Raw genomic sequence first — 26,227 nt, 5'->3', positions numbered from 1 at the left:
TTATTAACGAAGGCGTTAACATGGATGATTCGTAATTAAGATTAACACAGTGATTGTGAATTAATGCCGCGTTGCGTGTTGATAACATGTGAATAAAAATCAACTCAATAACTTGTCCCCGTTACCAAGTGTCTTATTACCATATAAGAATCTAAACTTAATAAAAGAATTTAAAGGAAAGAGTTTACGTGTCCCAGTCTGAAAAGAAACTGCTAGAGACTCTCAAGGGGAGAATATACGAACATCCTCCAGTATGGATGATGCGACAGGCAGGGCGCCACTTACCCGAATATCTTGAATTGAGGTCTCGTGCCAAAGACTTTCTGGATTTTTGTTATTCCCCTTCTCTCGCTACAGAAGCAACCCTTCAACCGATAAGACGCTATGGTATGGATGGCGCCATATTGTTTGCAGACATACTATTGATACTTGATGCGATGGGACGAAATGTTCGTTTTGTAGCTGGGGAAGGTCCGAAAGTAGATCCGGCTGAGCGTGCGTCAGACCTAGATAAATTTCCTATAGAGACATTATTGGATCGTATGTCTCCTGTTTATGAAACAGTCTCGCGGGTTAAAACTCAGCTTCCTAGTGAAACAACCCTTATTGGGTTTGCAGGAGCTCCTTGGACAGTTGCGGTTTACGCTATTGAAGGAAAAGGGGGGACAGATAAATCCAAAGCGAGATTAAAAGCGTATCAAGAACCGGATGATCTTGATGCTATGTTGGATATTCTCGTGGAAACAACTGCTCATTACTTAAAGGCGCAAGCTGATGCTGGAGCAGATGCTTTGATGGTTTTTGATAGCTGGGCTGAAGGTTTATCAGAAAATTCGATGGAAAGGCTCGTTGTAAAACCGACAGAGAAGCTCATAGAGCGTGTTCGAGAACTAGGTGTTACTCAGCCTATAATTGGTTTTCCGCGTGGATCAGGTGCCATGTTAGGACGTTATGCTGAGCAAACTGGTGTGACGGGAGTAGGACTTGATACAGCGCTACCCGTTAATTACGCGAATGAAGTTGTACCAAAAGGAATGCCTGTACAGGGAAATTTAGATCCATTGCTTTTAATTGCAGGCGGGAATGAAATGGATTCTCGTATTCGACAAATTAAAGCAGCATTTAAAAATCGCCCTCACATATTCAATCTTGGCCACGGGGTTACTCCGCAAACCCCTATTGCAAACGTCGAAAGAGCAGTTCGAGTTATTAGAGGCGATTAGGATATTTTATGCGTGTTGCAATTGTATTATTCAACTTAGGCGGCCCGGATAAGGCTGAATCTGTTGAACCGTTTTTGTTCAATCTATTCAAAGATAAGGCTATTATTACATTGCCAAACCCTTTGAGATGGTTGGTCGCTAAATTAATCTCGTCGCGACGTGCTGAAGAGGCTAAAGTTAATTATGCAAAAATGGGAGGAGGCTCCCCTCTCCTACCTGAAACGCAAAAGCAAGCGGATGTATTAGAACAGTCGTTGAGAGAAACGGGATTGGATGCGCGATGCTTTTTGGCTATGCGTTATTGGCACCCTTTTACAGAGGATGCAGTAAAGAAAGTTGCTGATTTTGCGCCAGATAAAGTTATACTCCTACCGCTTTATCCTCAATATTCCACAATAACGACGGCGTCTTCGGTAACTGAATGGAAAAAAGTCGGTGGCGGAGATGCAACAACTATTTGCTGCTATCCTACTGAAGAAGGATTAATCTCGGCACATGTGGACAAGTTAGTTTCCACTTGGAAAGAAAATGGAGCTCCTGATAATTTAAGAGTTTTATTGTCAGCTCACGGTCTTCCCAAAAAGGTGGTCGATGCGGGAGATCCTTATCAATGGCAGGTAGAACAAACCTGCGCTGCAGTTAAAGAAAAACTTCCAAGCGATTGGGATGTTGAAATATGTTATCAATCTAAAGTCGGCCCACTCGAATGGATTGGTCCATCAACAGATGATTGTGTGAAAAAAGCTGGTAAGGACAATAAAAATGTTTTGGTTAGCCCTATAGCTTTTGTCTCTGAACACATTGAGACCTTGGTCGAGTTAGATGATGAGTATGCTGAGTTAGCTATTGAAAATGGGGTTAAATCTTATCTTAGAGCCCCAGCGCTAGGAATTTCATCCGAATTTATTGGTGGGTTAACGAAACTCGTACGCAAAGCAATTTTAGAGAAATCAGATATATTATCTTCAAGCGAAGGTCGGTTATGTCCTCATAATTGGTCTAAATGTCCACATACAAACTTTAAATCCTAAGCGGAGTTCAACTCGATATGTATTATGAATGGTTTCGCGCGGGTCACATTATTTGCGTTATCGCCTGGATGGCTGGAATGCTAATGCTTCCACGTTTGCTTGTGTATCGTATTGAAGGCCGTCAAAATCCGGAATTAGTAATGATGATGGATTCGGCTATAACTCGTCTACGCAAAATAATTCTCACACCAATGATGATTTTAACTTGGATTTTTGGGTTCACTATGGCCCATTTTCAGTGGCAGTCTTTTCAACACCAACCATGGTTTTGGATAAAACTTCTGTGTGTTGTGCTAATTTCAGCTGCACATGGGTATTTTATAGGGCTTCACAAAAAAGAGATTTCAGACGGAATAAACATGTCATCAAAAACGCTGAGATTTTTGAATGAAATTCCATTTTTACTGGCAATAGTCGCGGTCATTATGGTCGTTGTAGAACCATTTTCACGTTAAGTAGATCCAGTTTTTTAGTAGGTTAAATATCAAAATCTGAGAAATGTTGACTTTTTCTTACCTTTATGTAGAAGAGATTTAAGCGGCTATTCTGACCGTTACGAAATATACGTGGGCGTTAGCCCAGTTTATCCATCACATTCGTTATTCGTTACTCATAGAAAAAGAAATATTGGTTCATGTCAGAGACAGAAACCCCTGAGCGCATGACGCTTGCGGAGCTCAAGCTCAAATCTCCTACAGATTTACTTGCTTTTGCAGAAAACTTAGAAGTTGAAAATGCTTCTTCTTTACGTACACAAGAACTGCTTTTTGCTATCTTGAAAGAACTATCCGAACGCGATGTTGAGATCGTTGGTGGCGGTGTAGTTGAAGTTTTATCAGATGGATTTGGTTTTCTGAGATCTCCACAATCTAACTATCTTCCAGGTCCAGACGATATTTATGTAAGCCCTCAGCAAATCCGACGTATGGGATTGCGTACCGGTGATACAGTTGAAGGCGAAATTCGTGGTCCAAGAAATGATGAACGTTATTTTGCCCTCGTAAAAGTTGAAACCATAAACTTTGAGGCTCCAGACCAAGTTAAGCATAAAGTCCATTTTGATAACTTAACACCACTTTATCCGAATGAACGGTTCAACATTGAAACTGGTGATCCAACTCGCAAAGACCGCTCAGGTCGGGTGATAGATATTGTTGCACCTATTGGTAAAGGACAACGTGCTCTAATCGTTGCTCCTCCACGTACTGGTAAGACAGTTCTTCTTCAGAATATTGCTCAGTCAATCGCTGAAAACCACCCTGAATGTTATCTTCTCGTTCTGCTTATAGATGAGCGTCCAGAAGAGGTTACGGATATGCAGCGCTCTGTTCGTGGAGAGGTTATTTCCTCTACATTTGATGAGCCTGCAACACGTCACGTTCAAGTGGCTGAAATGGTAATTGAGAAAGCAAAACGGTTGGCTGAGCATGGCCGCGATGTTGTGATCTTGTTGGACTCCATTACACGCCTTGGCCGTGCTTATAACACTGTTGTGCCTTCATCTGGTAAAGTGCTTACTGGTGGTGTGGACGCGAATGCGCTTCAGCGTCCTAAACGTTTCTTTGGTGCTGCACGTAACATTGAAGAAGGTGGATCACTTACAATTATTGCTACGGCTCTGATTGATACAGGTTCACGCATGGATGAAGTTATCTTTGAAGAGTTTAAAGGAACGGGTAACTCTGAGATCGTTCTAGAACGTAAGATTGCTGATAAGCGGGTCTTCCCTGCTATTGATATTCTTAAGTCTGGAACGCGTAAAGAAGAGCTTCTTATGAATCCTAAAGACCTACAGAAGGTCTATATTTTGCGCCGTATTCTCAACCCTATGGGTGCACAAGATGCAATTGAATTCCTCTTGGATAAATTGAAGCAAACTAAGAATAACGACGAGTTCTTTGATTCAATGAAGAACTAATCTTATTGCTTAAATTGATAAGTTAGATGGGATGATGCAAAGATGTGTCATCCCATTTTTGTATAAAACAGAGAAGAATTGGAATAATCAATGTTGAAGATGACTGGCCTCAAAGCATGCGACACCTGCCGTAAAGCTCAAAAGTGGCTACAGGAAAACAACATTGATTTTGAATATAGAGACGTAAAAAAAGATGGTGTTCCGGAGGATGATTTAAAACGTTATGTTGATTCTCTTGGTTGGGAAAAAGTGATCAACAAATCGAGTACCACTTGGCGCGGGTTGGATGTTTCTAAAAAAGAAAATCTTGATCCATCTAGTGCAGTAAAACTATTGATGGAAAACCCTAGCCTGATGAAACGTCCTTTGTTCGAGTTTGAAAACCAGTTTTTGTTGGGTTTCAAGGAAGAGCAAATGAAGGTGCTACAAACTTTAGCTTAGACTTTTCATTATCCCTACTAATGTTAGTTTCACGTGAAACACTCAATTTCAGATAAAATCAATTATGGCTATAAATACTATTTGCGCTCTCGCAAGTGCGTCCGGTAAAGCGGGAGTTTCCGTTGTAAGGATATCTGGTCCCGAGGCTATGGTTATACTGGAACAACTTACTCATAAGCGTCTTCCAAAAAGTCACCGTTTCTCATTAAGAACGCTCTTTCATCCAAAAGATAAAGAGTATTTAGATCCTTTGGATGAAGCTCTTATTGTTCTTATGTCTGGACCTAATAGTTTTACCGGCGAGGATGTTGTAGAGCTACATTTACATGGTGGGATAGCAATCGTTGAAGCTGTTTTGGAAGCTTGTTTCGCTACAAAGTTATGCCGAATGGCTGAACCTGGGGAATTTACGCGTAGAGCCTTTGAAAATGGTCGAATGGATCTAACCAAAGCAGAGGCTATTGGAGACCTTATAGATGCGGAAACACAGGCTCAAAGACGTCAAGCTATTCAACAGTATGACGGTGCTTTTTATAGTAAGTGTCTAAAATGGCGAACAGATTTAATTAATGCAATGGCGTCTCTTGACGCTGCAATAGATTTTCCAGACGAAGAAGATGTTCCAGCAGGAATAGATAGTCGCGCTTTTCCAATAGTCCAAGGATTACTATCAAGTATTACATCAGCTTTGAAAAACGCGAATGCTGGCTTAGCCGTTAGAGATGGATTTAAAATCTCGATTATCGGTCCCCCGAATGCAGGGAAATCTACGTTGATGAATGCTTTAGCAGGACGGGAAGCAGCAATTGTATCAAGCATTCCTGGAACTACGCGAGATATAGTTGAGGTTCGATTGGAGTTGGGCGGATATATTGTTTGGTTGTCTGATACAGCGGGTCTTCGTGATACCAACGATGAGATTGAAGCTGAAGGCGTTAAAAGAGCTTTGGTACGCGCAGCAGAAAGCGATCTGCGGATTTATCTGCACGGTATAGACCAGCCTGCACCAGATTTAACTTTCGCTAAAGAATGCGATTTCCTACTGATGAATAAGGTAGATTTACCTGAGTCTCAAAGAGTTGAAAATGTGACGAACGCTAAGGTTTTCAAAAATAGGGAATTGATCGAGAGACGGGTTTCTTTGAAATCTTCTGAAGACATCAAAGAAATTAAAAGTCTACTTGAGAAGGTAGTTGTTGATCGAATGTCTACAGGATCAGCAGCTCCATTAATTTCGCGGCAGCGTCATAAACAGCTATTAATGTCAGCACAAGAAAATCTGGAACACGCTATAATGGCGATGGAGAACAATTTCCCCGCTGACCTTATCGCAGAAGATATTCGATTGGCTGCGCGCGACATTGGTAAAATTACAGGCGAAATAGACTCAGAGGATGTTCTGGATCGTATATTCGGAGAATTTTGTATTGGGAAATGATGTTCCACGTGAAACATGTTCTGCATTTATCATTATGAAGTCTCGACGAAATTCAATATAATCATTACATGCATAGGCTTGATATTGGATGGTCAGCATGAATTTTGAATTTGACGTAATTGTCGTGGGTGGTGGACACGCCGGTGTAGAGGCTGCAGCAGCTGCTGCTAGACTAGGATCTCGAACGGCACTTATCACACACAAAGCAGCGACGATCGGTGAGATGTCTTGTAATCCTGCGATCGGTGGTTTGGGTAAAGGCCACCTTGTACGCGAGATAGATGCTCTTGACGGTATTATGGGGCGCGCGGCTGACCTTGGTGGCATTCAATTTAGGTTGTTAAACCGCTCCAAAGGACCGGCTGTTCAAGGACCCAGAACCCAAGCTGACAGGAAACTGTATAGACTAGCCGTTCAAAAAGCTGTGAAAGAGCAATCCAATTTAGAAGTCATCGAAGACGGGATAGACGATCTTATATTATTGGATGGAAAAATCGGCGGTGTAGTAGGCGAAACTGGGATAAGATATTCGAGCAATGCGGTTGTGCTGACGACTGGCACATTTTTAGATGGTGTGATCCATCGTGGCGACGAGCGCATTCCTGCTGGGCGTGTGGGTGATCAACCAGCCAAAGAATTGTCAAAACGTCTTTATGGGCTAGAGCTTAATATGGGGCGGTTGAAAACTGGAACGCCAGCGCGTTTAGATAAAAATTCAATTGATTGGTCCAAATTGGAAATGCAGCCTGCCGATGATGTGCCGGTTCCATTTTCATTTCTAACCAAAAAAATCGAGACGCAGCAAATCTCTTGCGGCATGACCTATACAAACAAAGACACACATAAGGTCATTCAAGATAATATTTCGCAATCAGCAGTCTACTCCGGTGCTATATCTGGCAAAGGCCCACGATATTGTCCGTCCATCGAAGATAAAGTAACGCGCTTTGCTGATAAGTCTCAGCACCAAATTTTTCTGGAACCAGAAGGATTAGATGATGATACTGTGTATCCAAACGGAATATCGACATCTCTACCCGCGGAAGTACAAGATAAATTCCTGCGCACAATGGTTGGTCTAGAGAATGTGAAAGTTCTTCAATACGGTTACGCTATTGAATATGATTATGTAGATCCAAGAGAACTTACGGCCGATCTACAAGTTAAAAAACTTCCTGGATTATATTTGGCAGGCCAAATTAACGGCACGACCGGATATGAAGAAGCTGGTGCTCAAGGGCTTATAGCGGGTTTAAACGCAACAAGATCTTCTCGGGGGCTAGACCCTGTGCTGCTTGACAGATCTCAGGCCTATATAGGTGTAATGATCGACGATCTTGTTACACGAGGCGTATCTGAACCATATCGCATGTTTACTTCACGCGCCGAATATAGGTTATCTCTGCGTGCTGACAATGCGGATCAACGATTAACTGGTTTGGCTATAGATCTCGGATTAACGAGCAAGGAACGCAAGCAAGCATTTGAAGCAAAAATGCAGTCTTTAAATGAAGGGCGTGAGCTTCTGAATAAGTTGAATATGACGCCCAATGATGCCGAAGCTATCGGCATTAAAATCACTCAAGATGGAAGGCGCAGAACAGCATTTGATATGCTTTCTTTTCCTAATGTTAAACTAGATACCCTTTCCGCTATGTGGCCGGAAATAATGGACATACCAGAACGTGTGAGGGAACAGTTGGAGATTGAAGCAATCTACGCTGGGTATCTTATAAGGCAACAAACCGATATAGAGTCTTTTCAAAAGGACGAAAAGCTGAGGCTACCCCAAGAGCTAGATTACTCAAACGTGGGCGGGTTGTCCAACGAAGCGCGTTCAAAATTAGAGGCTATACGGCCTCTTACCTTGGGCCAAGCTAGCAGGATTGAAGGCGTGACCCCTGGTGCAATTACGGCACTACTAGCCTATGTAAAGCGGTCGCAGAGAGCAGCTAGCTGATGATTGATAGTTATACTGATGAAGATGGTTTCAGATCAAAAGATTTGTCAGATTATTTAAATGTTTCACATGAAACATTTGAACGCATTAATATAGTTGTAGCTGTTTTAGATAAATGGCGTAGAACTCACAATCTTATTGGTCCCTTGGAACGGGCTCGCCTTTGGCGTCGCCATATCTTAGATTCGTTACAGGTCTATCAGTACAAAGATGAGTTAGCTTCTAAATGGATTGATTTTGGGTCGGGTGCGGGTTTTCCCGCTTTGATAATGGCTTGTGCTGCAGCTGATTCGTCTGAGCATTTTACATTGGTTGAGTCCAATGGAAAAAAATGTGCATTTCTACGAGCAGCAGCTCGAGACGCTAATTTAAATATTTCTGTTGAGAATGCACGTATTGAGGCTGTTTCACGTGAAACTTACGATCATGTTACATCAAGAGCGCTTGCATCCTTGCCCCAACTCTACGAGTATAGTGAACGATTTCTCGCTAAAAAAGCGAGTTGTGTTTTCCTTAAAGGAAAAGAAGTGATGCAAGAGATCGAAGATGCCCAGGCAGACTGGGCATTCGATTACGAGCTTCATGAGAGTTTCAGTCATACCCAAGGTCGTATTCTGATTGTCAAAGGACTTACTCGGCTAAACCAATGAGCACACGGATAATCGCAGTCGCGAACCAAAAAGGAGGCGTTGGTAAAACAACGACTTCAATTAATCTCGGAACAGCACTCGCAGCGGCGGGGCGTAAAGTTCTTATCATCGATTTTGATCCGCAAGGAAATGCGTCTACAGGACTGGGCATTCCACCGTCAGAACGTGAATTGACGAGTTATGATGTCGTTATTGACGGCGCTGAAATAAAAGCTGCTTGCAAAGAGACCATTATTCCGCGTTTGCACATTGTGCCGGGCGATGAAAACCTTTCTGGTGTTGAAACAAAACTGTCAGATGATCCGCGTCGGTCGTATCGGTTTAAAGATGCTATGGATGCCTATCGTGAATCCGCAGCAAATGATGAATGCGTAGAATATGATTTTGTGCTTATCGATTGCCCACCCTCGCTGAGCTCATTGACTATAAATGCCATGACTGGGTGTGATGCTGTATTGGTGCCGCTCCAGTGCGAATTTTTTGCGATGGAGGGACTTAGCCAGCTATTGAGAACAATTGAAGTTGTGAGAGGCGCACTGAACTCTGAATTAGAAATTCAGGGAATTGTGCTCACCATGTATGATAAGCGTCAGGCACAGTCTGCGCAGGTTGAAGCAGATGTACGCTCATTCTTCGGGTCGAAAGTTTATGAAACAGTGATCCCACGGAATGTCCGACTCTCAGAAGCCCCAGGTTTTGGGAAACCAGCTTTGTTATATGACCACAAGTGTTCGGGTAGTGAAGCTTATATAAAATTAGCGAGTGAAGTTATTCAAAGAGAACGGGAGCGTGCATAAAGGTGAGTAACGACGATAAAACGACCTCCGCTAGCTCTAAAGCAAAACCTTCACGATTAGGCCGTGGCCTTATGGATCTGATTGGTGAACAAGCTTTTCAACCGGAATCCAGTAGCTCGAAGCCCGCTGCTGGTGCAGGACATAATTCTGGCATGCAGAAACTGAATGCTTCAGAAATACCCATCAAGTCTATTCTGGCAAACCCAAACCAACCGCGTCAAACCTTTAAGGAAGAAGATTTGGCTGAGTTGGAAGCATCAATACGTACCAAAGGTGTGTTGCAGGCGATCCTTGTACGCCCTGACCCAAAAGTCGAGGGTAAGTATCAGATTGTTGCAGGTGAGCGTCGGTGGCGAGCAGCTACGCGTGCAGGTTTGCGGACCGTACCCGCAGTCATCCGTGAATTGGACGAACTTGAAGTTCTCGAAATCGGTGTTATCGAGAACGTGCAGCGTGCGGATTTGAATCCTTTGGAAGAAGCAGAAGCGTATCAATCGCTGATCAAACGCTTTGGCCGTACTCAAGATATGCTGGCTGAGCATGTGGGTAAAAGTCGTCCCCACATTGCCAACACGCTACGCTTATTAAACCTACCAGATGAAGCTCGCGATCTTATCCGTGAGGGTCGACTAACGGCTGGACATGCTCGTGCGGCTTTAGGGGCACCAGATCCTATGCTGGTTGTTGAGCGGGTCGTAAAAAATGGAATGTCGGTTAGAGACGCTGAGAAGCTTGCTCATAAGTTTCGCGTTGCTGCTGATGGCGACGGTAAGGAAAAAGTTGCTAAGGTCTCCACAGCACATAAAGACGTGGATACTGAGGCTTTAGAATCCGACTTGGCTCATGCTCTAGGCTTGAATGTTGAAATCAAGCATAAAGGTAGCAAAGGTGGTGAAATTAAAATCCAGTACAAGCAATTGGAACAATTGGATGATGTGTGTCGGCGTTTGACGTCAGCACGAAACGCACGATAAAAATATGATTGGCGATTGAATTGCTCAGTCGCCAATTTTATACTTGGCGCCTGCTTATGCGATCTATGACTATTTTTAAGATAGCTTCTGTGGATACCCCTGATTGCTTGCATGATTTTTCAGCAGCATAAAGTATTGCTAAAGCACGGTTTACGCGCGACGCGTTCCAGTCTTGAAGCATCTTGTTAAAAGCTGGTTTTTCTTTGTCAAACACCGGAGGCCTAAGATAACGGGCTCCTAATTTTGCATCAAGAATACGTATCAGTCTAAAGTGTAATGTTCTTAAAGCTGAAATAGCTGATCCACCAGCGTCTAAGAAACGATCGAGTGATGTATTGGCTCGTTTCACATCGCCAGCTAAGGCTGCGTCAGCGGCGTCGTCAGCTCCTCGAGGTTGTTCACTAGCGCAGACATCACGGATGTCATCAGCAGTAATCTTACGCCCGATTTCATAAGCATAAAGGCTTAATTTCTCAATTTCGGAATTTGCTAATCGCCGGTCGCCGGGTAGTTCCGCTGCGAACTTTTCTAGGGCATCCTCTTCAAGTTGAATATTGAGGTCACTCAGGCGCGATCGAATATAATCTGTTATTTGTTCTTGAGTTTCTGCGAAAAAGTGAAGCGCAATAGCATCTGGAGAGGACGAAAATCCTGTCAGGATTTTTGAGGTTTTCTTCAATTCTGGCGCTTCTATGCATAGGTAGTTTTCCGGATAAACTCGCCCAGCTCCAATATCTGTCAACAAAGATGTAATATTTTTTGCAGCACTTTCATTTGAAATTCTTAATCTGAAGAGTTGCTTAGTTCCCAGGAGTGAAACCGCAGACAGATGATCTGCAAGTAGAGCTGCATCTTTTTTAACGTCTTCCTCTTGAAGGCGAACGACCTCCAACTCATTGTTTTCAGCTTTTCTTAGTTTAGTAGTTAAAACGCCTATAGCGTCAGATACTAATCCTAAGTCTTCTCCATAAGCGAGGATTAGATTAATGCCAGCCTTGGGACGTTGACAGAAAGCATGTGCTTTTTCACCGATAGCATTCAAGGGATGCGGTCCAGTTTGTCTTGGTTTTCAGACTCTTCTTGTTGTTTTGCCTCTTCCAGCTCACGTTCCAGAGCTTCAGCCATTTGAGCATCTTGACGAGATGATGATGCATCAAGTGTGAGTTGTTCATGGAGGCGTCTAGCTAAAAGAAAAGCAACACGTTCTCTAGCATCATTCTGTAGAGCAATATCACCATAATCAGAGTCGGCTACATCATAGTCTGTTTGAGCTGTTACTGACCCATTAAGAAGGTTGTCACCATTGACGCCTCTAAGCGTATAATCAGCAACATATATAATTGTAGTACGAGACACTCCAACATTTGCCTTAAGATTTAAACGTTGGAGATTCTCTTCAATGTTCACGTTGAGGAAGGCACCAGATTCAATTCCAGGCAAACCGGTTCTGAGTGTCCGGCTTAGTTCCTGGCGCAAACGGTGGCCGGTACGACCTTCTATTTCAAGTACTTGAATGGGAGCATTCATTGCATCGATTGACCCGTAAACGGGTTGAAAACCGCAACTAGCGAGGTTTAATGAAGTCAGTCCTACAAGGATGGATGATGCAATGAAATGTCTTTTGGTCATGGAGCAACTATATTTACAATTCTACCTGGTACAACAATAGTTTTCTTTACGTCTTTGCCATTTAAAAAGGCGATTATTTTTTCGTCAGCCAGCGCCAACTTTTCGACATCTTCTTTGCTTGCGGACTTGTCAACTTCGATCTCACTACGTTTTTTGCCGTTTACTTGAATTGGCATTGTCACAGTGTTTGTCGTCATAAGCGCTTCATCAGCTTGTGGCCAAGTTGCGGTTGTTACAAGACCTTCACCACCAATGTGGGCCCAAATTTCTTCACTGACGTGAGGTGCGAATGGGGAAACCAATTGCGCAAGAGTTTTGATTGCAAACCGTCTTGCAGTTGCAATGCCCGTTCCTGATGCGTTTTCAGCTTTTTTAATCGCATTCGAAAATTCATGTATTTGGGCGACTGAAGTATTAAAGCGGAACTCCGTAATACCGCGCGAAACACCATCAATGGTTTTATGCGTTATACGTAGCAGGTCCATAGCAGGACCATCAGTTATATCTCCATCATCTTTGTCTGGAGCAGCTTCAGCTAACGTCCACAGCTTCTGGATGAATCGCCAAGCACCCTCAGCCCCAGATTGAGTCCATTCTACATCACGTTCTGGTGGTGAATCCGACAGTACAAACCAACGTGCGACATCGGCACCGTAATCTGAAATAATGATAGATGGATCTACAACGTTTTTCTTGGACTTCGACATTTTAGTGATTTCGCCGACTTTAACAGGCAAGCCAGTAGAAATTTCAAAAACGCCACCGTCTTTCTCGTCTATTTCCTCGGGAGAAAGCCATTTTCCAGATGCTGATTTGTAAGTTTCGTGAGTCACCATACCTTGCGTGAATAGTCCTGCAAATGGTTCGCCGGCTGGTAGGTCTATCAGGTCACAATCGTGCAGGGCACGTGTAAAGAAACGTGAATACAACAAGTGTAGAATAGCATGTTCCACGCCACCAATGTATTGGTCGACCGGAAGCCAATATTTTACAGCCTCCTTATCTAACGGATCTACAGCATGTGGATTACAGAATCGTGCAAAATACCAAGATGAGTCCATAAAGGTATCTAGTGTGTCGGTTTCACGGACAGCAGCTTTCGAGCAGTTTGGACAGTTTGTGTGTTTCCAGGTTGGATGACGATCAAGTGGGTTTCCAGGCTGGGAGAAGTCAGGATCATCAGGTAGTGTAATAGGTAATTGGTCTTCAGGTACAGGAACGACACCGCAATCTTCACAACGAACTGCCGGAATAGGACAACCCCAATAGCGTTGTCTGGAAATCCCCCAATCACGAAGGCGATAAGTTGTAGATGCCGTACCAAGATTTAATTCTTCTAATTTTTTGATAGCTGCTTTAATCGCCTCTTGTGTGCTGAGGCCATTTAAAAATTCAGAATTAAATAGGGTACCGGAGCCAGTATAAGCTTCATTTTCAATTGTGTAAGTATCTGGGTCAGTGTCAGGTGGTAGTACTACCGGAACGACTGGTAAATTATACTTACGAGCGAAATCCAAATCTCGTTGATCTCCTGCTGGAGAACCAAACACAGCACCGGAACCATATGTGGACAACACAAAGTTTGCAGACCAAACAGGAATTTCCCAATCTGGCTTGAACGGATGTTTCACCTTAAGTCCAAGATCAATCCCAAGCTTCGGTGCTTTCTCTATTGCTTCTTCAGTCGTCCCGCCTTTTGCTGCTTCTTTTATAAACTCAGCAATTGCTGGATTTGTTTCGGCAAGCTTTTTTGTAATTGGGTGATCAGGTGCAATTGCGACAAAACTAGCGCCAAAAAGTGTATCTGGACGGGTAGTGAATACTTCTATTCCGTCTTCATATCCCGCTGGAGCATCACTTGAAAATGGCCAAGTGAACGTGGCACCTAAGCTTTTACCAATCCAATTGGCTTGCATGGAGCGAACTTTTTCTGGCCAGCGATCCAAGGTGTTTAGACCATTGAGAAGATCATCAGCGTATTTAGTGATCCTCATTGTCCATTGTTCAAGTTCACGCTGTTCAACAACGGCACCTGAACGCCAACCCTTGCCATCAATAACTTGTTCATTAGCAAGGACGGTGTTGTCTACAGGGTCCCAATTCACTTTAGACTTTTTGCGGAAAACAAGGTCATTCTCCCAAAATTTTAGAAATATCTTTTGTTGTTGGCCGTAATACTCTGCATCACAAGTAGCAAACTCACGTTTCCAATCCAAAGAAAGACCTAATGGCGCAAATTGCGCTTTCATCGCGTCAATGTTTTCGTGCGTCCATACTCCTGGTTGAGCGCCTTTTTCCATTGCTGCATTTTCCGCAGGCATTCCGAAAGCGTCCCAACCCATCGGGTGAAGGACATTGTACCCTTTGGATAGATGGTAACGCGCAACCACATCGCCCATCGCATAGTTTCGTACGTGGCCCATGTGCAGTCTGCCGGAAGGGTATGGGAACATCTCTAGCACATAAGCTTTTGGCATATCGCCAGCCTCAGCTGGTGACTTAGCCTCAAAAACTGCGGCTTCCGCCCACGCTTTTTGCCATTTGGGTTCTACTTCGCGTGCATTATATCGCGAGACCATATTCGCCTTCCATCCACCGATAAAGAACGGTGCTTCTATTTTGTAGCTTTATAACATTTAACGCCGACATCAGAGTGATCCCGGCGCTTAAGTTTTAATCTTAAACCTTGTTTGTTATAAACATGTCTAAGATTATTCAACGGTTCTAGATAGCTTTTACGCCATTTACTCGACGATAGAAGACAATCTCAATTCACGTGCACGACTAAGGATCGCATTCTCCAATGCGATAGATGTTCCTTCATCGACTTTTGCTGTTTGCCAATTACCGTCAACTAGGATTTCTTTTTGCACTGACACGGTTACGCCATCTGCGCGCAGACGCGTATCAAGGATATAGACAGTTGTTTTAAAACGCTCGTCTGGCAATTCAGGATTTGCGTACCAGTCGGAGTTGATGACACCGCCATACGGGTCTGCTGATTTTAGCGGCATGAAACTAATAGTATCCAGCGATGCACGCCAAAGGTAAGCGTTTACGCCAATACCGGCTTGCTGTTTATCATTCACGCTGACTTTTCTGACAGCTGCCTGATCAGAACTTCCAGATGAGGAACAGCCAGTTGCGGCAAGTGTTGCTGCTAAAATTGCTAAGCCAGTGATCTTTCCAGAGGCCATACGCCATTACTCCATGTCAGAGACGCACATGCTGCGCCATTGCTTAGTTCTTCAATAGCTGTCTCTTGTAGTGTGTTGCAAGTGTTGAGATGGCTGGTCAATGCGATAAAGTCGGGGCATGTAGTGAAATAATGTTTCAAAACGTGTTTATCATACCGCCGGATAAGGGATGCTTGGCATATGACTTTTAGAAAGTGGTTGTCTGGTTTTACAGCTGGATTTGTGAGCTTGAGTGGTCTCGGTTCAAATGCTTTAGCAGAAGATAATCCCTTTGTTTTCAGCGTTGAAGCTGTTTTTTCCGGAGCGATTGTAAATGCTGAAAACCCCTCTTATACACAACCCTTCACTGGTGAAATTGGACTAAAATTAGAAAAAGAACACTATTTCGACAATGGTGTATCGGTTGGATTCGCCTCTGAAATTCGCGCGCAAGGCGATAATTCAAAACGCCAAACTTTTGCGGGAGAATTGCAGTTTAATGCTCTAAATTCTACAATAAATGATAATTCTGCTAGTCTGCTACCCTTACGCAGGTCGCCAGCTACAGGTCTGGTTGCTGCGATGGGGGAGACTGATGACGGCCCGTATGCCACCTTTGAGCAAGGTTTTGCCTATGTGAAGGCAGGCTGGGGAGAATTGAGTGTTGGTAGAGATATTGGAGCTGCAACGCGACTTGATGCGCGCGCGCCTAGAGTGTTGAAATACTCTAGTCCTAATAGTTCACGCTTAAACCCAATCGCATTTTCAAGTGTACGTGCGCGCAATGATGTGACAGGGCCAAGTGCGAAACTAACTTATATGTCGCCGCGCTTAATTGGTTTTCGTGCAGGTGCATCTTTTACTCCAGAGGCGAATGCTCGCGGGATTGATTTTGATGCAAGTCGGGACGTGCTTGGCATTGCCAATGCGAATTTAAAAAATGTCGTGGAGGCTGGTTTATCTTTCACACATTTATTTAGAGAGAATGATTTACGTGTTCGGATTGGCGTGACGGGAATTCACGCTGAGACTGATTCAATAATGAATGGTTTTTCAAACTATGAATCTCTTGGTTTGGGTCTTGAAGTGGAAAAGGGATTTTGGCGTTTGGGCACCCAATATCTAGATTCGAATAATGCGATAGATTCTGGATTGGGGGACTATACCGCCTGGGAAACAGGCATAAGTAGAGAATTTTCTGATTGGACTGTTACCGCTGAATACGGTCATGCAATAGATGAGTTGCAGGCCGTGAAGGGTGAAAATTGGGGCGTGGGTGTATCTAAGCCATTGAATAATAATGTTAATGTTGGGGTTGGGTATATTTCGACGAAGTCCAAGCATTTTGGGACGGAAATTGAAGGGTCCGGCGCCATTATCGAACTTATTGTGCGTTATGAGTAACACTTATTAGAAAATTAAGTCTTTTTTCTTAAATTTAATACTAAGACGCTTTTCGTTGGACACCTAAGGTAGTAGGCAAAGAGCTGGAACAAATTGGGTATTAATGTGCTGAGATGAAATTTTTCGCTGGTCTTTTGATAACTGCTGCATTGTGTGCTGCACCTGCTTGGGCTGAAGAGCCGAGTGTTGCTGACGCGCCTGCGGTTGCATCTGAGACAAGTGTAGCGCCAATTAAGTGGTACGAAAATTTCGTTTATAAAGCTGATGAAGATGCTGAGAAAAAGGCATTTTTGGTTGCGCCTACAACTCAAACTGATGAATTTGGTTTAATATGGTCTGGTAAGGGCCGTTGGGGACTGACTTTGGACATGACACGTCGCTATGGTGACGATGTACGCGTTCTACCTGAGCAAGAATTTTCTGCTGGTGCATATTACCAATTCTCTCCACGCTTCCGTATTGGTGGTGGTGTGAGCATTGGTGGAGAGAAGCTTTCTACTGATGCATCTCGTTGGGTTGATGAAGAGAATGAAACAGGCGTTCGTATTGAGTCTGCTTTCTCGTTTTAAACACAGCCCGTCCACAAATTTCTAAAAATTAAACCTGTCGTCACGTCATTTAAAATCTTGATTGTGAAATCCTGTGACACCTGAAATGCCGGCAAAGGTTGAAATCTGTGCTGCGTTTTCATTGGTAACTCCCCCCAGAGCATATAGTGGAATGTGTGACTGTCTCGCTATTTGGCGAAACCGATGAACACCCATTGCTTTTGGTGCGGTTGGGGATTTGCTTGGAAACACGGATGACACAAAACAGGCATTTAATTTAAGTTTCTCGGCCTTAGTAATTTGTCTGAATGTGTGTGCAGAAGATGTATGAACTCGGTTTGATCTTGCACTAAGCTTAAGAAAGCTCAACTTTGATTTTGGCCAATGGATACCATGTGGCTGGATGAGCTTTTCTAAATGCGCGTCTTCTGAAATTGAGAGAAATAAGCGTTTGGCGGTTGCTATACGCTTGAGTTCATTTCCGATGTAAAACCTGTCTTCTCTGCCAAAATGTCGGTAAAGGATCCCAAAACCTGTTGGCAAGTTTTGGGCGGTCTCAAGGATGTCAGATGATCGAACAGGATCAGTTACGAAAAAAGCAGCGGGTAATAATGGTGAATTATTGAAATTTGTGAGAATAGACGATGAAAAATGAAGACGCATGGCCTGCAAAAGCTTGCGGCGTGCGATGGTTTGCGGTTCAACAAAAGACATGATGCAAACACCAGAACTTTCTATTCGTGAGCGCCGTGCGCAGATAATTTCTCGTATTGAAACAGCTGCTGATTCAAAAGGCTTAAACCCATCTGATATCACTTTAACCGCTGTATCCAAGGTTCAACCCGACGATAGGGTTGATGCAATGTTGGAAGCTGGTCAACGTGTTTTTGGAGAAAATCGCGTTCAAGAAGCAAAAGCGCGTTGGAAAGAACGAAAAGCTGAATATCCTGAGATAAAGTTACGTCTCATCGGCCCTTTGCAAACGAATAAAGCAGAGGAAGCGGTTGCGCTCTTTGATGTCATTGAAACAATAGATCGCATGAAATTAGCTGCTTTCGTTGCAAAAGCTATGAAAGCTCAAGATCGTGATATTGAGCTATTTGTTCAAATAAACACTGGTGAAGAAGAACAAAAAGCAGGTGTCTTGCCTCAAGACGCTGATCTTTTCCTTAAGGAAGTCAAAGATAATTTGGGCCTAAAGATTTCGGGTCTGATGTGTATTCCGCCTGTAGGGGAACCTGCTGGCCCTCACTTCGCGTTGCTTAGAAAAATCGCCCTGCGCAATGGAATAGCCAACCTCTCGATGGGGATGAGTGAAGACTTTGAAATTGCAATAGGTTTTGGATCAACGCACGTGCGCGTTGGTTCAGCTTTGTTTGGTGAACGGGTGACTACTTAGCGACTTATATTGACGACATCGCCTGGTTTGGCTTCTTCTAAAAGTGAGAGAAGGTGTTCTTTTGCTAAGGCAACGCATCCTTCAGTGCCTTCATATTCATTGCGTTTTAAGTGCATGAAGATGGCGCTGCCTTTGCCAATTATAGGAGGACTGTCATTATAACCTAGCTCTATTATGATGTCGTATACTCCATCTTCACGCCATAATTTTTCATGTCGGTGAGGAGAGGGTAAAGGGATGAGTGTGTTATAAAATTCCGGTGATTTTATATCATCACACCAACCCATTTCAGGGGTAAGTGCACAGGTGGCCAATTGAGTTTTAGGTCGAGCAACGCGATCTGGCCTGTAAAATACGCGTCTCATCGGCCATTCCCCTAGAGGGCTTTTATTGTCACCTTCTTGCTTATCTTCCGCTGGTATAACGCCCATCTTTCCAAGAGCGCAGCGATAGGAATGGGTCTGCCAAGTGATCACGCCGATATCGCGCGCGTTGAATTTCGTGTGATTAGGACTGTTCAACTCTTCCACCCAAGCAATTACGCGCCTACATTGTACATAATGTTCATAGTTTCTGGTTTTAATCATGTAATCAAAAACTAGTTTACGCAATCTGAGGAGAACCACGTGTCGCAATTAAAGACCATTCTTATCGTTGATGATGATAATGACCTGCGCGAAGCGTTGGCTGAACAGTTTGAACGCCATGAAGGCTTTGCGATACTTCAAGCTCCCAATGCTACTGAGGGCATGAATATAGCTGAAGCTGAAAAGCCTGACCTTGTTATATTAGATGTTGAAATGCCTGATATGGATGGCCGGGATGCATGTAAACTGATGCGCAAACACGGTTTGCGTGTGCCAGTGATTATGCTGACCGGACAAGATTCCGACGCGGATATGGTGTTGGGTTTAGATTCTGGTGCAAATGACTATGTTGCAAAGCCATTCAAGTTTACGGTGTTATTGGCTCGGGTGAGGGCGCATTTACGTACTTTTGAACAAAGCGAAGATGCAACCTTTAAAATTGGGCCATACGAGTTTCGTCCTTCTACAAAGTCTCTCATAGACGAAGCTGGCAAGAAGATTCGATTGACTGAAAAAGAAACGAACATTTTAAAATATCTCTATCGCGCAGAAGGCAAAGCTGTCGCGCGGGATGAGTTATTATCTGAAGTGTGGGGATATAATGCCAATGTGACGACCCATACATTGGAAACGCATATCTATCGTTTGCGCCAGAAAATAGAGCCAGATCCAGCGCATGCACATCTGCTTATCACCGAAACTGGCGGCTATCGGATTCAGTTGTAATTTTATGTAGTTCTTTTGTTTTCAGGCCGCTCTTTTAAAGGGCGGCCTTTAAATTGACTGTCACTGGTGCATGATCAGATGGCTTTTCACCGCCGCGATCCGATTGATGGATTTCATATGAAGATGCATCGGTGAGGGGAGTTGCGGCTTGGTTGGCCCAAATGTGATCTAGGCGCCGCCCACGATTGGATTTTTCCCAATCACGTGCGCGATAGCTCCACCATGAATACAGCTTTTCTGTTGCATCATGTTTTAAGCGGCCGATATCTGAAAACCCACCTAATTTCAAAATTTTGTCGAGTGCGTCTGTTTCAACGGGTGTATGGCTGACCACTTTGAGAAGTTGTTTGTGTGACCAGACATCATGCTCGCCCGGGGCGACATTGATATCTCCCACGACGATGAGGGGTTGGCTATCAGCACAGCGGGCAGCGTAGATTTTTTCCATACGCGCGAGAAATTCTAGTTTGTGAGCAAATTTTTCGTTGATTACTGGATCAGGCTCGTCACCGCCAGCTGGAACGTAGAGATTATGGATTTCGATGCCAGCTATTTTGACGGAGAGGGCGCGAGCTTCACCGCGCATACAAAAGTCAGGTGTGTCTAAGCGCTCGATTGGATATTTTGATCCGATCGCAACACCGTGCATACCCTTTTGCCCCGCAATTTCTACATAGGGCATTCCAGCTTCTTCAAAGGCTTTTAGCGGGTATTCAGCTTCTCGGCATTTGATTTCTTGGAGACATAAAATGTCTGGTTTTTCACGTGCAATAAAATCAGCAACACGAGGCATACGTAAACGGACGGAATTTATATTCCATGAGGTGAGGCGCAGATCTGTCATAAAATTAGGAGTAGGGAGCGTTGCGGATATTTGCAAGCTGAAATGTATAGGGGTGAGGGAACGGTAAAATAAAACGCGCCCAACTGCGGGGAACAGTCAGGCGCGAAAAAAGTTGGGATTAGGGAGGGGATAGCTCCAACATCCACGTGACAGTTTAAAATTGCTTGCGGGGGGAAATCAAGCGATCCTGACTAAACTGACGTGATAAAATTGACACATAAAAATTGAAAACACAATAGCAATTGTTATTAATTCGGGGTGTGGCATAAAAGCACTCGATCACAAAGCTGTGATACGACCCAAAACAGAAATTTGCTTAGCGTCGGTCACGATTGTCTTCATCTTCTAAGACGAAGAGACGTGGTGATATTTTAACGTTCAACTCCATATCAATAAGATCAACTCGCGTTTCATTTCCAAGCCCATCAATCGTTACCCAACCGATAAGGTCGAAGTTTTCTTTATTGAACTTCAAAAATACCAGACCATCCAATGCTTCCTCACCATCCTTGGGGTTATCTTCAAGGACAACGAGGTGTGAATCAGGCAGAGTCCGGATATCTAAAACACTTGTATCTGTTGAAAAATCCAGGTTCGTTTTAAGGAAATGCTTTAATGGCGTCGCCGAAAGCGGAGCACGGTCAATCGTGTCCAACTCTTTATCTTCTATAGCAACCGTTGTTCCATCAGAAACAATTAAATACGGCGTAGGGGAGGTATATTCAAAGCGTACACGGCCAGGACGACGTAAATAGAAATTTCCCGTCGTGACTTCGCCGAGCGCATCGGTTTGGACAAATCCACCGCGAGCAGACGTCGTTTCACTCATGCGTGAATTGATTTTTTTGAGGATATCGTCTCCGCTTAGCTCTGTGCTAGCAGCGTCCTTGAGTTGCTCAGGGGACAATTCGCTCTGTTCATTTTGAACGTGTTGCGTTGGGTTTGCGACCGCCTCTTGAGCTGGGCCTGCCAAAGCAAGCGCATCAAATGAGATAAAGATCGGTATCAGGTAGGATGCTATTATCATGGTATCAGGATTAAACCTTGGATCGGCGAAAACAAGACATCCCTAAGGTATTTTCGCTGATTTTGCCATGATTAGATGAATGGCAGTTCAGAAGACGTTATTTTTCTGAACTGCCTTAAGTGAATTTAAGCTGCGTAGTCTTCAGGCATGAGTATTTCACGTTTACCCGCATGGTTTGCGGCGCTGACTAATCCTTCACTTTCCATGCGCTCAATGAGGGAAGCAGCACGGTTGTATCCAATTTTCAGGCGGCGTTGGATATAGGATGTCGATGCACGTTTATCACGGCGAACGATCTGAATAGCTTCACGATATAGATCTTCTTCAACATCACCAGAAGAGGTGCCCATTGCAGCATCAGCTACAGAAACATCTTCTTCAGGTTCATCTGTGATGCCTTCTATGTAGCTAGGCTCTCCAGTTTCTTTGAGGAATGAAACAACGTGTTCAACTTCTTCATCCGATACGAAAGGACCGTGGACACGGTTTAGCTTACCGCCTGATGCTTGGTACAGAAGGTCACCCATCCCAAGGAGTTGCTCAGCACCTTGTTCACCAAGGATTGTACGAGAGTCGATTTTCGTCGTCACCATGTATGAAATACGGGTCGGGAAGTTCGCTTTAATTGTACCGGTAATCACGTCCACTGAAGGGCGTTGTGTAGCTGTAATGAGGTGAATACCAGCTGCACGAGCCATTTGGGCAAGACGTTGGACAAGGGCTTCAATCTCTTTACCTGCTACGATCATCAAATCAGCCATCTCATCAATGACGACAACAATATGCGGCATTGGGCTCATATCAATGATTTCGTTTTCGTAAATCGGCTCACCTGTATCGCTGTTATATCCAGTTTGGATCGGGCGCGTGAAGACTTCACCAGTTTCGCGAGCATCTTTAGCCTTTTTATTGAAACCTGTGATGTTTCTCACACCCATTTTGGACATGACTTCATAACGGCTCTCCATTTCGCGTACTGTCCATTTTAGGGCGGCAACGGCTTTGTGTGGATCAATCACAACTGGAGAGAGGAGGTGAGGAATGCCTTCATAGATCGACAATTCGAGCATTTTCGGGTCGATCATAATGAAACGACATTCTTCTGGTGTCAGTTTGTAAAGCAATGAAAGGATCATTGCGTTGATCCCCACAGACTTACCAGAACCTGTTGTACCAGCGATCAAGAGGTGAGGCATTTTCGCGAGGTCGGCGATTGTTGGTTCACCACCAATATTCTCACCTAAAGCGAGAGGGAGGGCAGCGCGTGTGCGAGAGAATGCCTTAGCAGCCAACAGGTCACGAAGATAAACTGTTTCACGATTATCATTTGGCAGTTCGATACCGATTGCATTTCGGCCCGGAACAACAGCAACACGGGCTGCAGTTGCACTCATTGAACGTGCAATATCTTCAGCAAGAGAGATTACGCGGGAAGATTTTGTTCCCGGTGCTGGCTCTAATTCAAACAAGGTAACAACAGGACCTGGGCGCACTTCTGCGATACGTCCTTTAACACCGAAATCACCCAATACGACTTGAAGGCGTTCGGCCATTTCTAGAAGGTGGGCTTCGTCAAATTCTGTACGACGTTCTGGCGGTAATTGAAGCAGATCTAATGAAGGAAGACGTGCATTTTCTTCGTCTCCATCCATGTATGATGTACCGTTGGCAGATTGAACAGGGGCAGGCTTAGGTGGCGCAACCGGACGAACTGATACCGGAGCAGGTGTAGGAGCTGGAGCCGCTTGTGACTGTGTAGGGGCAGGCGTTGGAGTAACTGCCCGATTGCCGAACAAAGAAGACTTCGCAGCTGGTTCCTCAGCTGATGGAGCATAAACTGGGGTTTCAACCACTTTTTCAGCAAGTCGCTGTCGAACAGGGATGGATGGGCGTTCAGCGTGTCTAACGCTCTTAAAGAAGCCATCTTCTGGCTCCTCTAGGTGAGGGGCCATTGATTGTGGGTCAGGCAAGGCAGCTTGTTGTGGATTGCGGCTGCGCATATTTTCAAAGAATGAGTTCGCACGATCACGTAGCCCTGCCACATCACGCACTTCTTCTTCAGTTTCTTCGACGACTTCCATAGGAATGGCTTTGCCGCGTCTAAAGGATATCCATAGCTGCTCAATCGTGCGGAAGAGGGCTATTCCATCGTCTGCACCCAGACCCATAGCAATCGCTGCAAACAATACCCCTGATATACCAGCACCGACAGACGCTAGAAAAACTGGATTTGGTGCGCCAAATGCAGCAAAAGGGACAGATGCCAATGCATTGAGGCGTTCACCAACCATGCCGCCCAGACCCGATGCGAGAGGCCAGTTGCTTGGTATTGGCCAACCTGCAAGACACACACAAGACATGGCGATTGCGAGCGAACCCCAAAACCAACGTGAAGGTCGACGAGGTCCGATAGCGAATGTGCGATATACGCCGCCAATCATTAAACCAAATCCAGCTAACCACGCTGTCCATCCAAAGGACTGCATTAGCAAATCTGCCGCAACCGCCCCCGTTGAACTGAATAGATTTGTAGCGCTGGTGTCAGAAGCTACGTTCAGACTTGGGTCTGTGGGAGAATAGGACCCACACGCACCACAAATGAACACACCAAGAGAGAAGGCTATTATGCCAGTCAAAAGCCGACCAAACCCGCTCGGCTTGCGGCCGGGGATTTGATATTCAGCATCGATATGCTGCACGCGGTTTGAAACTTGCGTAGAAGGCATTGTCGGCGTCCTTGAACAAAGGTGGTTAACTCTATTTTCTCCACCATGACGCGGGCCTCTTAACGAGCTGCAAACGCAATGTGATTTCTTTGTGATTTTTAATGTAAATCACTGGTTTTTTCTATTTTGCGGGAAAAATGCCATAGAAAAACCCCCGATACCAAGGGCATCAGGGGTTTCTGCTTCTTAAAATAAAGCCAAAGAGGCGTTTGAGTTTATTTTGTGAAGTCTGGGTAAGCAGCCAAACCACATTCAGAGATGTCTAGGCCTTCTAGTTCTTCTTCTTCACTTACGCGGATACCGACAGTGAATTTCAAGATTAACCACATGATTGCAGATGTGATGGCAACAAACACACCGACAGATACAACACCCAAGGCTTGAATTGCGAAGCTTGTGCCTTCTGTAGACAATGGAACGATCATTGTTCCCCAGATACCACAAACCAAGTGAACTGGGATCGCACCAACAACATCATCAATTTTAAATTTATCTAGAACAGGAACTGTTAGAACAACAAGCACACCACCGACAGCACCAATGAAGATTGCAACAGGGAAGCTCGGGTCAAGTGGACCGGCTGTGATAGATACTAGACCAGCAAGCGCACCGTTGAATGCCATTGTTGAGTCTGTTTTCTTATATAGAACAGTTGTTAGACCCATTGCTGCGATAGTACCGGCTGCAGCTGCAAGGTTTGTGTTCAAGAAAATTGTAGATACAGCATTGATGTCGTCGAATGTACCAGCGGCCAATTGTGATCCACCATTAAATCCAAACCAACCAAACCATAGGATAAATGTACCTAGAGCAGCCAATGGAATGTTTGAACCAGGCATAGGAACTGATTTACCATCAACGAAACGACCAAGGCGTGGCCCAAGAATGATAGCACCTGTTAGAGCGGCCCATCCACCTGTTGAGTGTACGAGAGTTGAACCAGCGAAGTCAGAGAAGCCAGCTTCAGACAAGAAACCGCCACCCCACTGCCATGAACACTGAATTGGGTAAATGATACCTGTCAAAACTGCTGTGAAAGCAAGGAAAGGCCAAAGTTTGATACGTTCAGCAACTGTACCAGATACGATAGAAGCTGTTGCAGCCACGAAAACCATTTGGAAGAAGTGGTCTGAACCGGATGAGTAGCCTGTAGCTAGATCATCTGCAGTTTCCCACATTTTAAATTCACCAAGGTAACCAGCAATCATCCAATCACCAGGGTAGAGAAGGTGATATCCAACAAGCCAGAACATTAGACCAGCAATTGAATAGAGTGCGACGTTCTTTGTGACCTGAGTTGCAGCGTTTTTAGACCGCACAAGACCAGCTTCCAGCATACAGAAACCTGCAGCCATAAGCATGACAACAAGTCCACCTACGAGGAATAGAAATGTGTTGTCGACATAAGCAGATACATCAGAAGCTGAAGGAATTTCAGCGACTTCAACATCTTGCGCGAAAGCTGCCACACCGCATGTTATGGCAGCATATGTGGCTATCCCCGCCAGCTTTCCAGTAATTCCGGATCTCATGGATATGAACCCCTCTTTATAAGATACGTTGCACCCCTTGGTTTGGGGCCTTCACGGATCAAGAGATTGTGAGGAGACAGATCAGACAAGTTTTGCAGGGTGCGTTAATATTTTTCGATGCACAATTGAGCAAGCTACGAGCAGACTTTTGGCATATCGCACAATTCCTGTGCGAGTCTGGACGCCATTTAATGTGA

Annotated in this window: 24 protein-coding genes; 14 read left to right on the top strand and 10 right to left on the bottom strand. The window is 44.5% G+C overall.

Going from position 1 to position 26,227, the window contains the following annotated elements:
- Window positions 1-188: 188 nt before the first annotated feature.
- The 10 genes from hemE (at window position 189) to ACFQS8_RS11955 (ending at window position 10,432) form a co-directional block, all read left to right on the top strand.
- On the top strand, window positions 189-1,223 hold the full coding sequence (gene hemE, locus ACFQS8_RS12000; RefSeq protein WP_382167701.1) for a uroporphyrinogen decarboxylase: 1,035 nt from the start codon (window positions 189-191) through the stop codon (window positions 1,221-1,223).
- A gap of 8 nt (window positions 1,224-1,231) precedes the next feature.
- Window positions 1,232-2,254 (top strand): ferrochelatase, encoded by a 1,023-nt coding sequence (gene hemH, locus ACFQS8_RS11995; RefSeq protein ID WP_382167699.1) that lies wholly within the window; start codon window positions 1,232-1,234, stop codon window positions 2,252-2,254.
- A 17-nt stretch (window positions 2,255-2,271) separates the two neighbouring features.
- Complete coding sequence (locus ACFQS8_RS11990; RefSeq protein ID WP_382167697.1) at window positions 2,272-2,709, top strand: CopD family protein; 438 nt, start codon at window positions 2,272-2,274, stop codon at window positions 2,707-2,709.
- Between the two features lie 206 nt (window positions 2,710-2,915).
- The gene (gene rho, locus ACFQS8_RS11985; RefSeq protein ID WP_382168615.1) at window positions 2,916-4,172 is read left to right on the top strand and encodes a transcription termination factor Rho; all 1,257 of its coding nucleotides are present in this window, start codon (window positions 2,916-2,918) and stop codon (window positions 4,170-4,172) included.
- A 90-nt stretch (window positions 4,173-4,262) separates the two neighbouring features.
- Complete coding sequence (locus tag ACFQS8_RS11980; RefSeq protein ID WP_382167695.1) at window positions 4,263-4,613, top strand: Spx/MgsR family RNA polymerase-binding regulatory protein; 351 nt, start codon at window positions 4,263-4,265, stop codon at window positions 4,611-4,613.
- Window positions 4,614-4,677: 64 nt separating this feature from the next.
- Window positions 4,678-6,051 (top strand): tRNA uridine-5-carboxymethylaminomethyl(34) synthesis GTPase MnmE, encoded by a 1,374-nt coding sequence (gene mnmE, locus ACFQS8_RS11975; protein ID WP_382167693.1) that lies wholly within the window; start codon window positions 4,678-4,680, stop codon window positions 6,049-6,051.
- A gap of 97 nt (window positions 6,052-6,148) precedes the next feature.
- Window positions 6,149-8,011 (top strand): tRNA uridine-5-carboxymethylaminomethyl(34) synthesis enzyme MnmG, encoded by a 1,863-nt coding sequence (gene mnmG, locus ACFQS8_RS11970; RefSeq protein ID WP_382167691.1) that lies wholly within the window; start codon window positions 6,149-6,151, stop codon window positions 8,009-8,011.
- A complete protein-coding gene (gene rsmG, locus ACFQS8_RS11965; RefSeq protein ID WP_382167689.1) occupies window positions 8,011-8,661 on the top strand; it encodes a 16S rRNA (guanine(527)-N(7))-methyltransferase RsmG in 651 nt (216 codons plus the stop codon). The genes mnmG and rsmG overlap by 1 nt, the downstream gene beginning before the upstream one ends.
- Window positions 8,658-9,458: a ParA family protein gene (locus tag ACFQS8_RS11960; RefSeq protein WP_382167687.1), complete on the top strand. Its 801-nt coding sequence runs from the start codon at window positions 8,658-8,660 to the stop codon at window positions 9,456-9,458. The genes rsmG and ACFQS8_RS11960 overlap by 4 nt, the downstream gene beginning before the upstream one ends.
- 71 nt (window positions 9,459-9,529) lie before the next feature.
- Window positions 9,530-10,432, top strand: a complete 903-nt coding sequence (locus tag ACFQS8_RS11955) for a ParB/RepB/Spo0J family partition protein (RefSeq protein WP_382168613.1) — start codon at window positions 9,530-9,532, stop codon at window positions 10,430-10,432.
- Window positions 10,433-10,469: 37 nt separating this feature from the next.
- On the opposite strand, the gene holA is transcribed toward ACFQS8_RS11955, so the two are convergent.
- The 4 genes from holA to ACFQS8_RS11935 form a co-directional block, all read right to left on the bottom strand.
- Window positions 10,470-11,474, bottom strand: coding sequence for a DNA polymerase III subunit delta (holA, locus tag ACFQS8_RS11950; protein ID WP_382167685.1), 1,005 nt, complete (start codon window positions 11,472-11,474; stop codon window positions 10,470-10,472).
- Window positions 11,471-12,061 carry an LPS assembly lipoprotein LptE gene (locus ACFQS8_RS11945; protein WP_382167683.1) on the bottom strand — a complete coding sequence of 197 codons (591 nt, stop codon included), beginning with the start codon at window positions 12,059-12,061 and terminating at the stop codon, window positions 11,471-11,473. The genes holA and ACFQS8_RS11945 overlap by 4 nt, the downstream gene beginning before the upstream one ends.
- A complete protein-coding gene (gene leuS / locus ACFQS8_RS11940; RefSeq protein WP_382167681.1) occupies window positions 12,058-14,640 on the bottom strand; it encodes a leucine--tRNA ligase in 2,583 nt (860 codons plus the stop codon). The genes ACFQS8_RS11945 and leuS overlap by 4 nt, the downstream gene beginning before the upstream one ends.
- A gap of 165 nt (window positions 14,641-14,805) precedes the next feature.
- Window positions 14,806-15,258 (bottom strand): DUF3576 domain-containing protein, encoded by a 453-nt coding sequence (locus tag ACFQS8_RS11935; RefSeq protein ID WP_382167679.1) that lies wholly within the window; start codon window positions 15,256-15,258, stop codon window positions 14,806-14,808.
- Window positions 15,259-15,438: 180 nt separating this feature from the next.
- On the opposite strand from ACFQS8_RS11935, the gene ACFQS8_RS11930 reads away from it, so the two are divergent.
- Entirely contained in the window at window positions 15,439-16,641 is a 1,203-nt protein-coding gene (locus ACFQS8_RS11930; RefSeq protein ID WP_382167677.1) for a porin, read from the top strand.
- A 113-nt stretch (window positions 16,642-16,754) separates the two neighbouring features.
- Complete coding sequence (locus ACFQS8_RS11925; RefSeq protein WP_382167675.1) at window positions 16,755-17,210, top strand: NtrZ family periplasmic regulatory protein; 456 nt, start codon at window positions 16,755-16,757, stop codon at window positions 17,208-17,210.
- Window positions 17,211-17,255: 45 nt separating this feature from the next.
- Here the strand turns inward: ACFQS8_RS11925 and ACFQS8_RS11920 are convergent, their stop codons facing one another.
- A complete protein-coding gene (locus ACFQS8_RS11920; protein WP_382167673.1) occupies window positions 17,256-17,903 on the bottom strand; it encodes a thiamine phosphate synthase in 648 nt (215 codons plus the stop codon).
- Between ACFQS8_RS11920 and ACFQS8_RS11915 the strand changes: the two genes are divergently transcribed.
- Window positions 17,902-18,588, top strand: coding sequence for a YggS family pyridoxal phosphate-dependent enzyme (locus ACFQS8_RS11915; protein ID WP_382167671.1), 687 nt, complete (start codon window positions 17,902-17,904; stop codon window positions 18,586-18,588). The genes ACFQS8_RS11920 and ACFQS8_RS11915 overlap by 2 nt on opposite strands.
- On the opposite strand, the gene ACFQS8_RS11910 is transcribed toward ACFQS8_RS11915, so the two are convergent.
- Window positions 18,585-19,109, bottom strand: a complete 525-nt coding sequence (locus ACFQS8_RS11910; RefSeq protein ID WP_382167669.1) for a L,D-transpeptidase family protein — start codon at window positions 19,107-19,109, stop codon at window positions 18,585-18,587. The genes ACFQS8_RS11915 and ACFQS8_RS11910 overlap by 4 nt on opposite strands.
- Window positions 19,110-19,214: 105 nt before the next feature.
- On the opposite strand from ACFQS8_RS11910, the gene ACFQS8_RS11905 reads away from it, so the two are divergent.
- Window positions 19,215-19,901, top strand: a complete 687-nt coding sequence (locus ACFQS8_RS11905; protein WP_382167667.1) for a response regulator transcription factor — start codon at window positions 19,215-19,217, stop codon at window positions 19,899-19,901.
- Window positions 19,902-19,935: 34 nt separating this feature from the next.
- On the opposite strand, the gene ACFQS8_RS11900 is transcribed toward ACFQS8_RS11905, so the two are convergent.
- The 4 genes from ACFQS8_RS11900 to ACFQS8_RS11885 form a co-directional block, all read right to left on the bottom strand.
- Window positions 19,936-20,745, bottom strand: a complete 810-nt coding sequence (locus ACFQS8_RS11900) for an exodeoxyribonuclease III (RefSeq protein WP_382167665.1) — start codon at window positions 20,743-20,745, stop codon at window positions 19,936-19,938.
- Between the two features lie 316 nt (window positions 20,746-21,061).
- Entirely contained in the window at window positions 21,062-21,772 is a 711-nt protein-coding gene (locus ACFQS8_RS11895; RefSeq protein WP_382167663.1) for a LolA family protein, read from the bottom strand.
- Window positions 21,773-21,897: 125 nt separating this feature from the next.
- Window positions 21,898-24,498 carry a DNA translocase FtsK gene (locus ACFQS8_RS11890; protein WP_382167661.1) on the bottom strand — a complete coding sequence of 867 codons (2,601 nt, stop codon included), beginning with the start codon at window positions 24,496-24,498 and terminating at the stop codon, window positions 21,898-21,900.
- A 215-nt stretch (window positions 24,499-24,713) separates the two neighbouring features.
- Window positions 24,714-26,030: an ammonium transporter family protein gene (locus ACFQS8_RS11885; RefSeq protein ID WP_382167659.1), complete on the bottom strand. Its 1,317-nt coding sequence runs from the start codon at window positions 26,028-26,030 to the stop codon at window positions 24,714-24,716.
- Between the last annotated feature and the right edge of the window lie 197 nt (window positions 26,031-26,227).

Source organism: Hirschia litorea, assembly GCF_042665075.1.
In the GTDB taxonomy this organism is placed as follows: domain Bacteria; phylum Pseudomonadota; class Alphaproteobacteria; order Caulobacterales; family Hyphomonadaceae; genus Hirschia; species Hirschia litorea.
The sequence above is the reverse complement of the archived record's forward strand: the minus strand, read 5'-3'. Positions and strand labels throughout refer to the sequence as shown.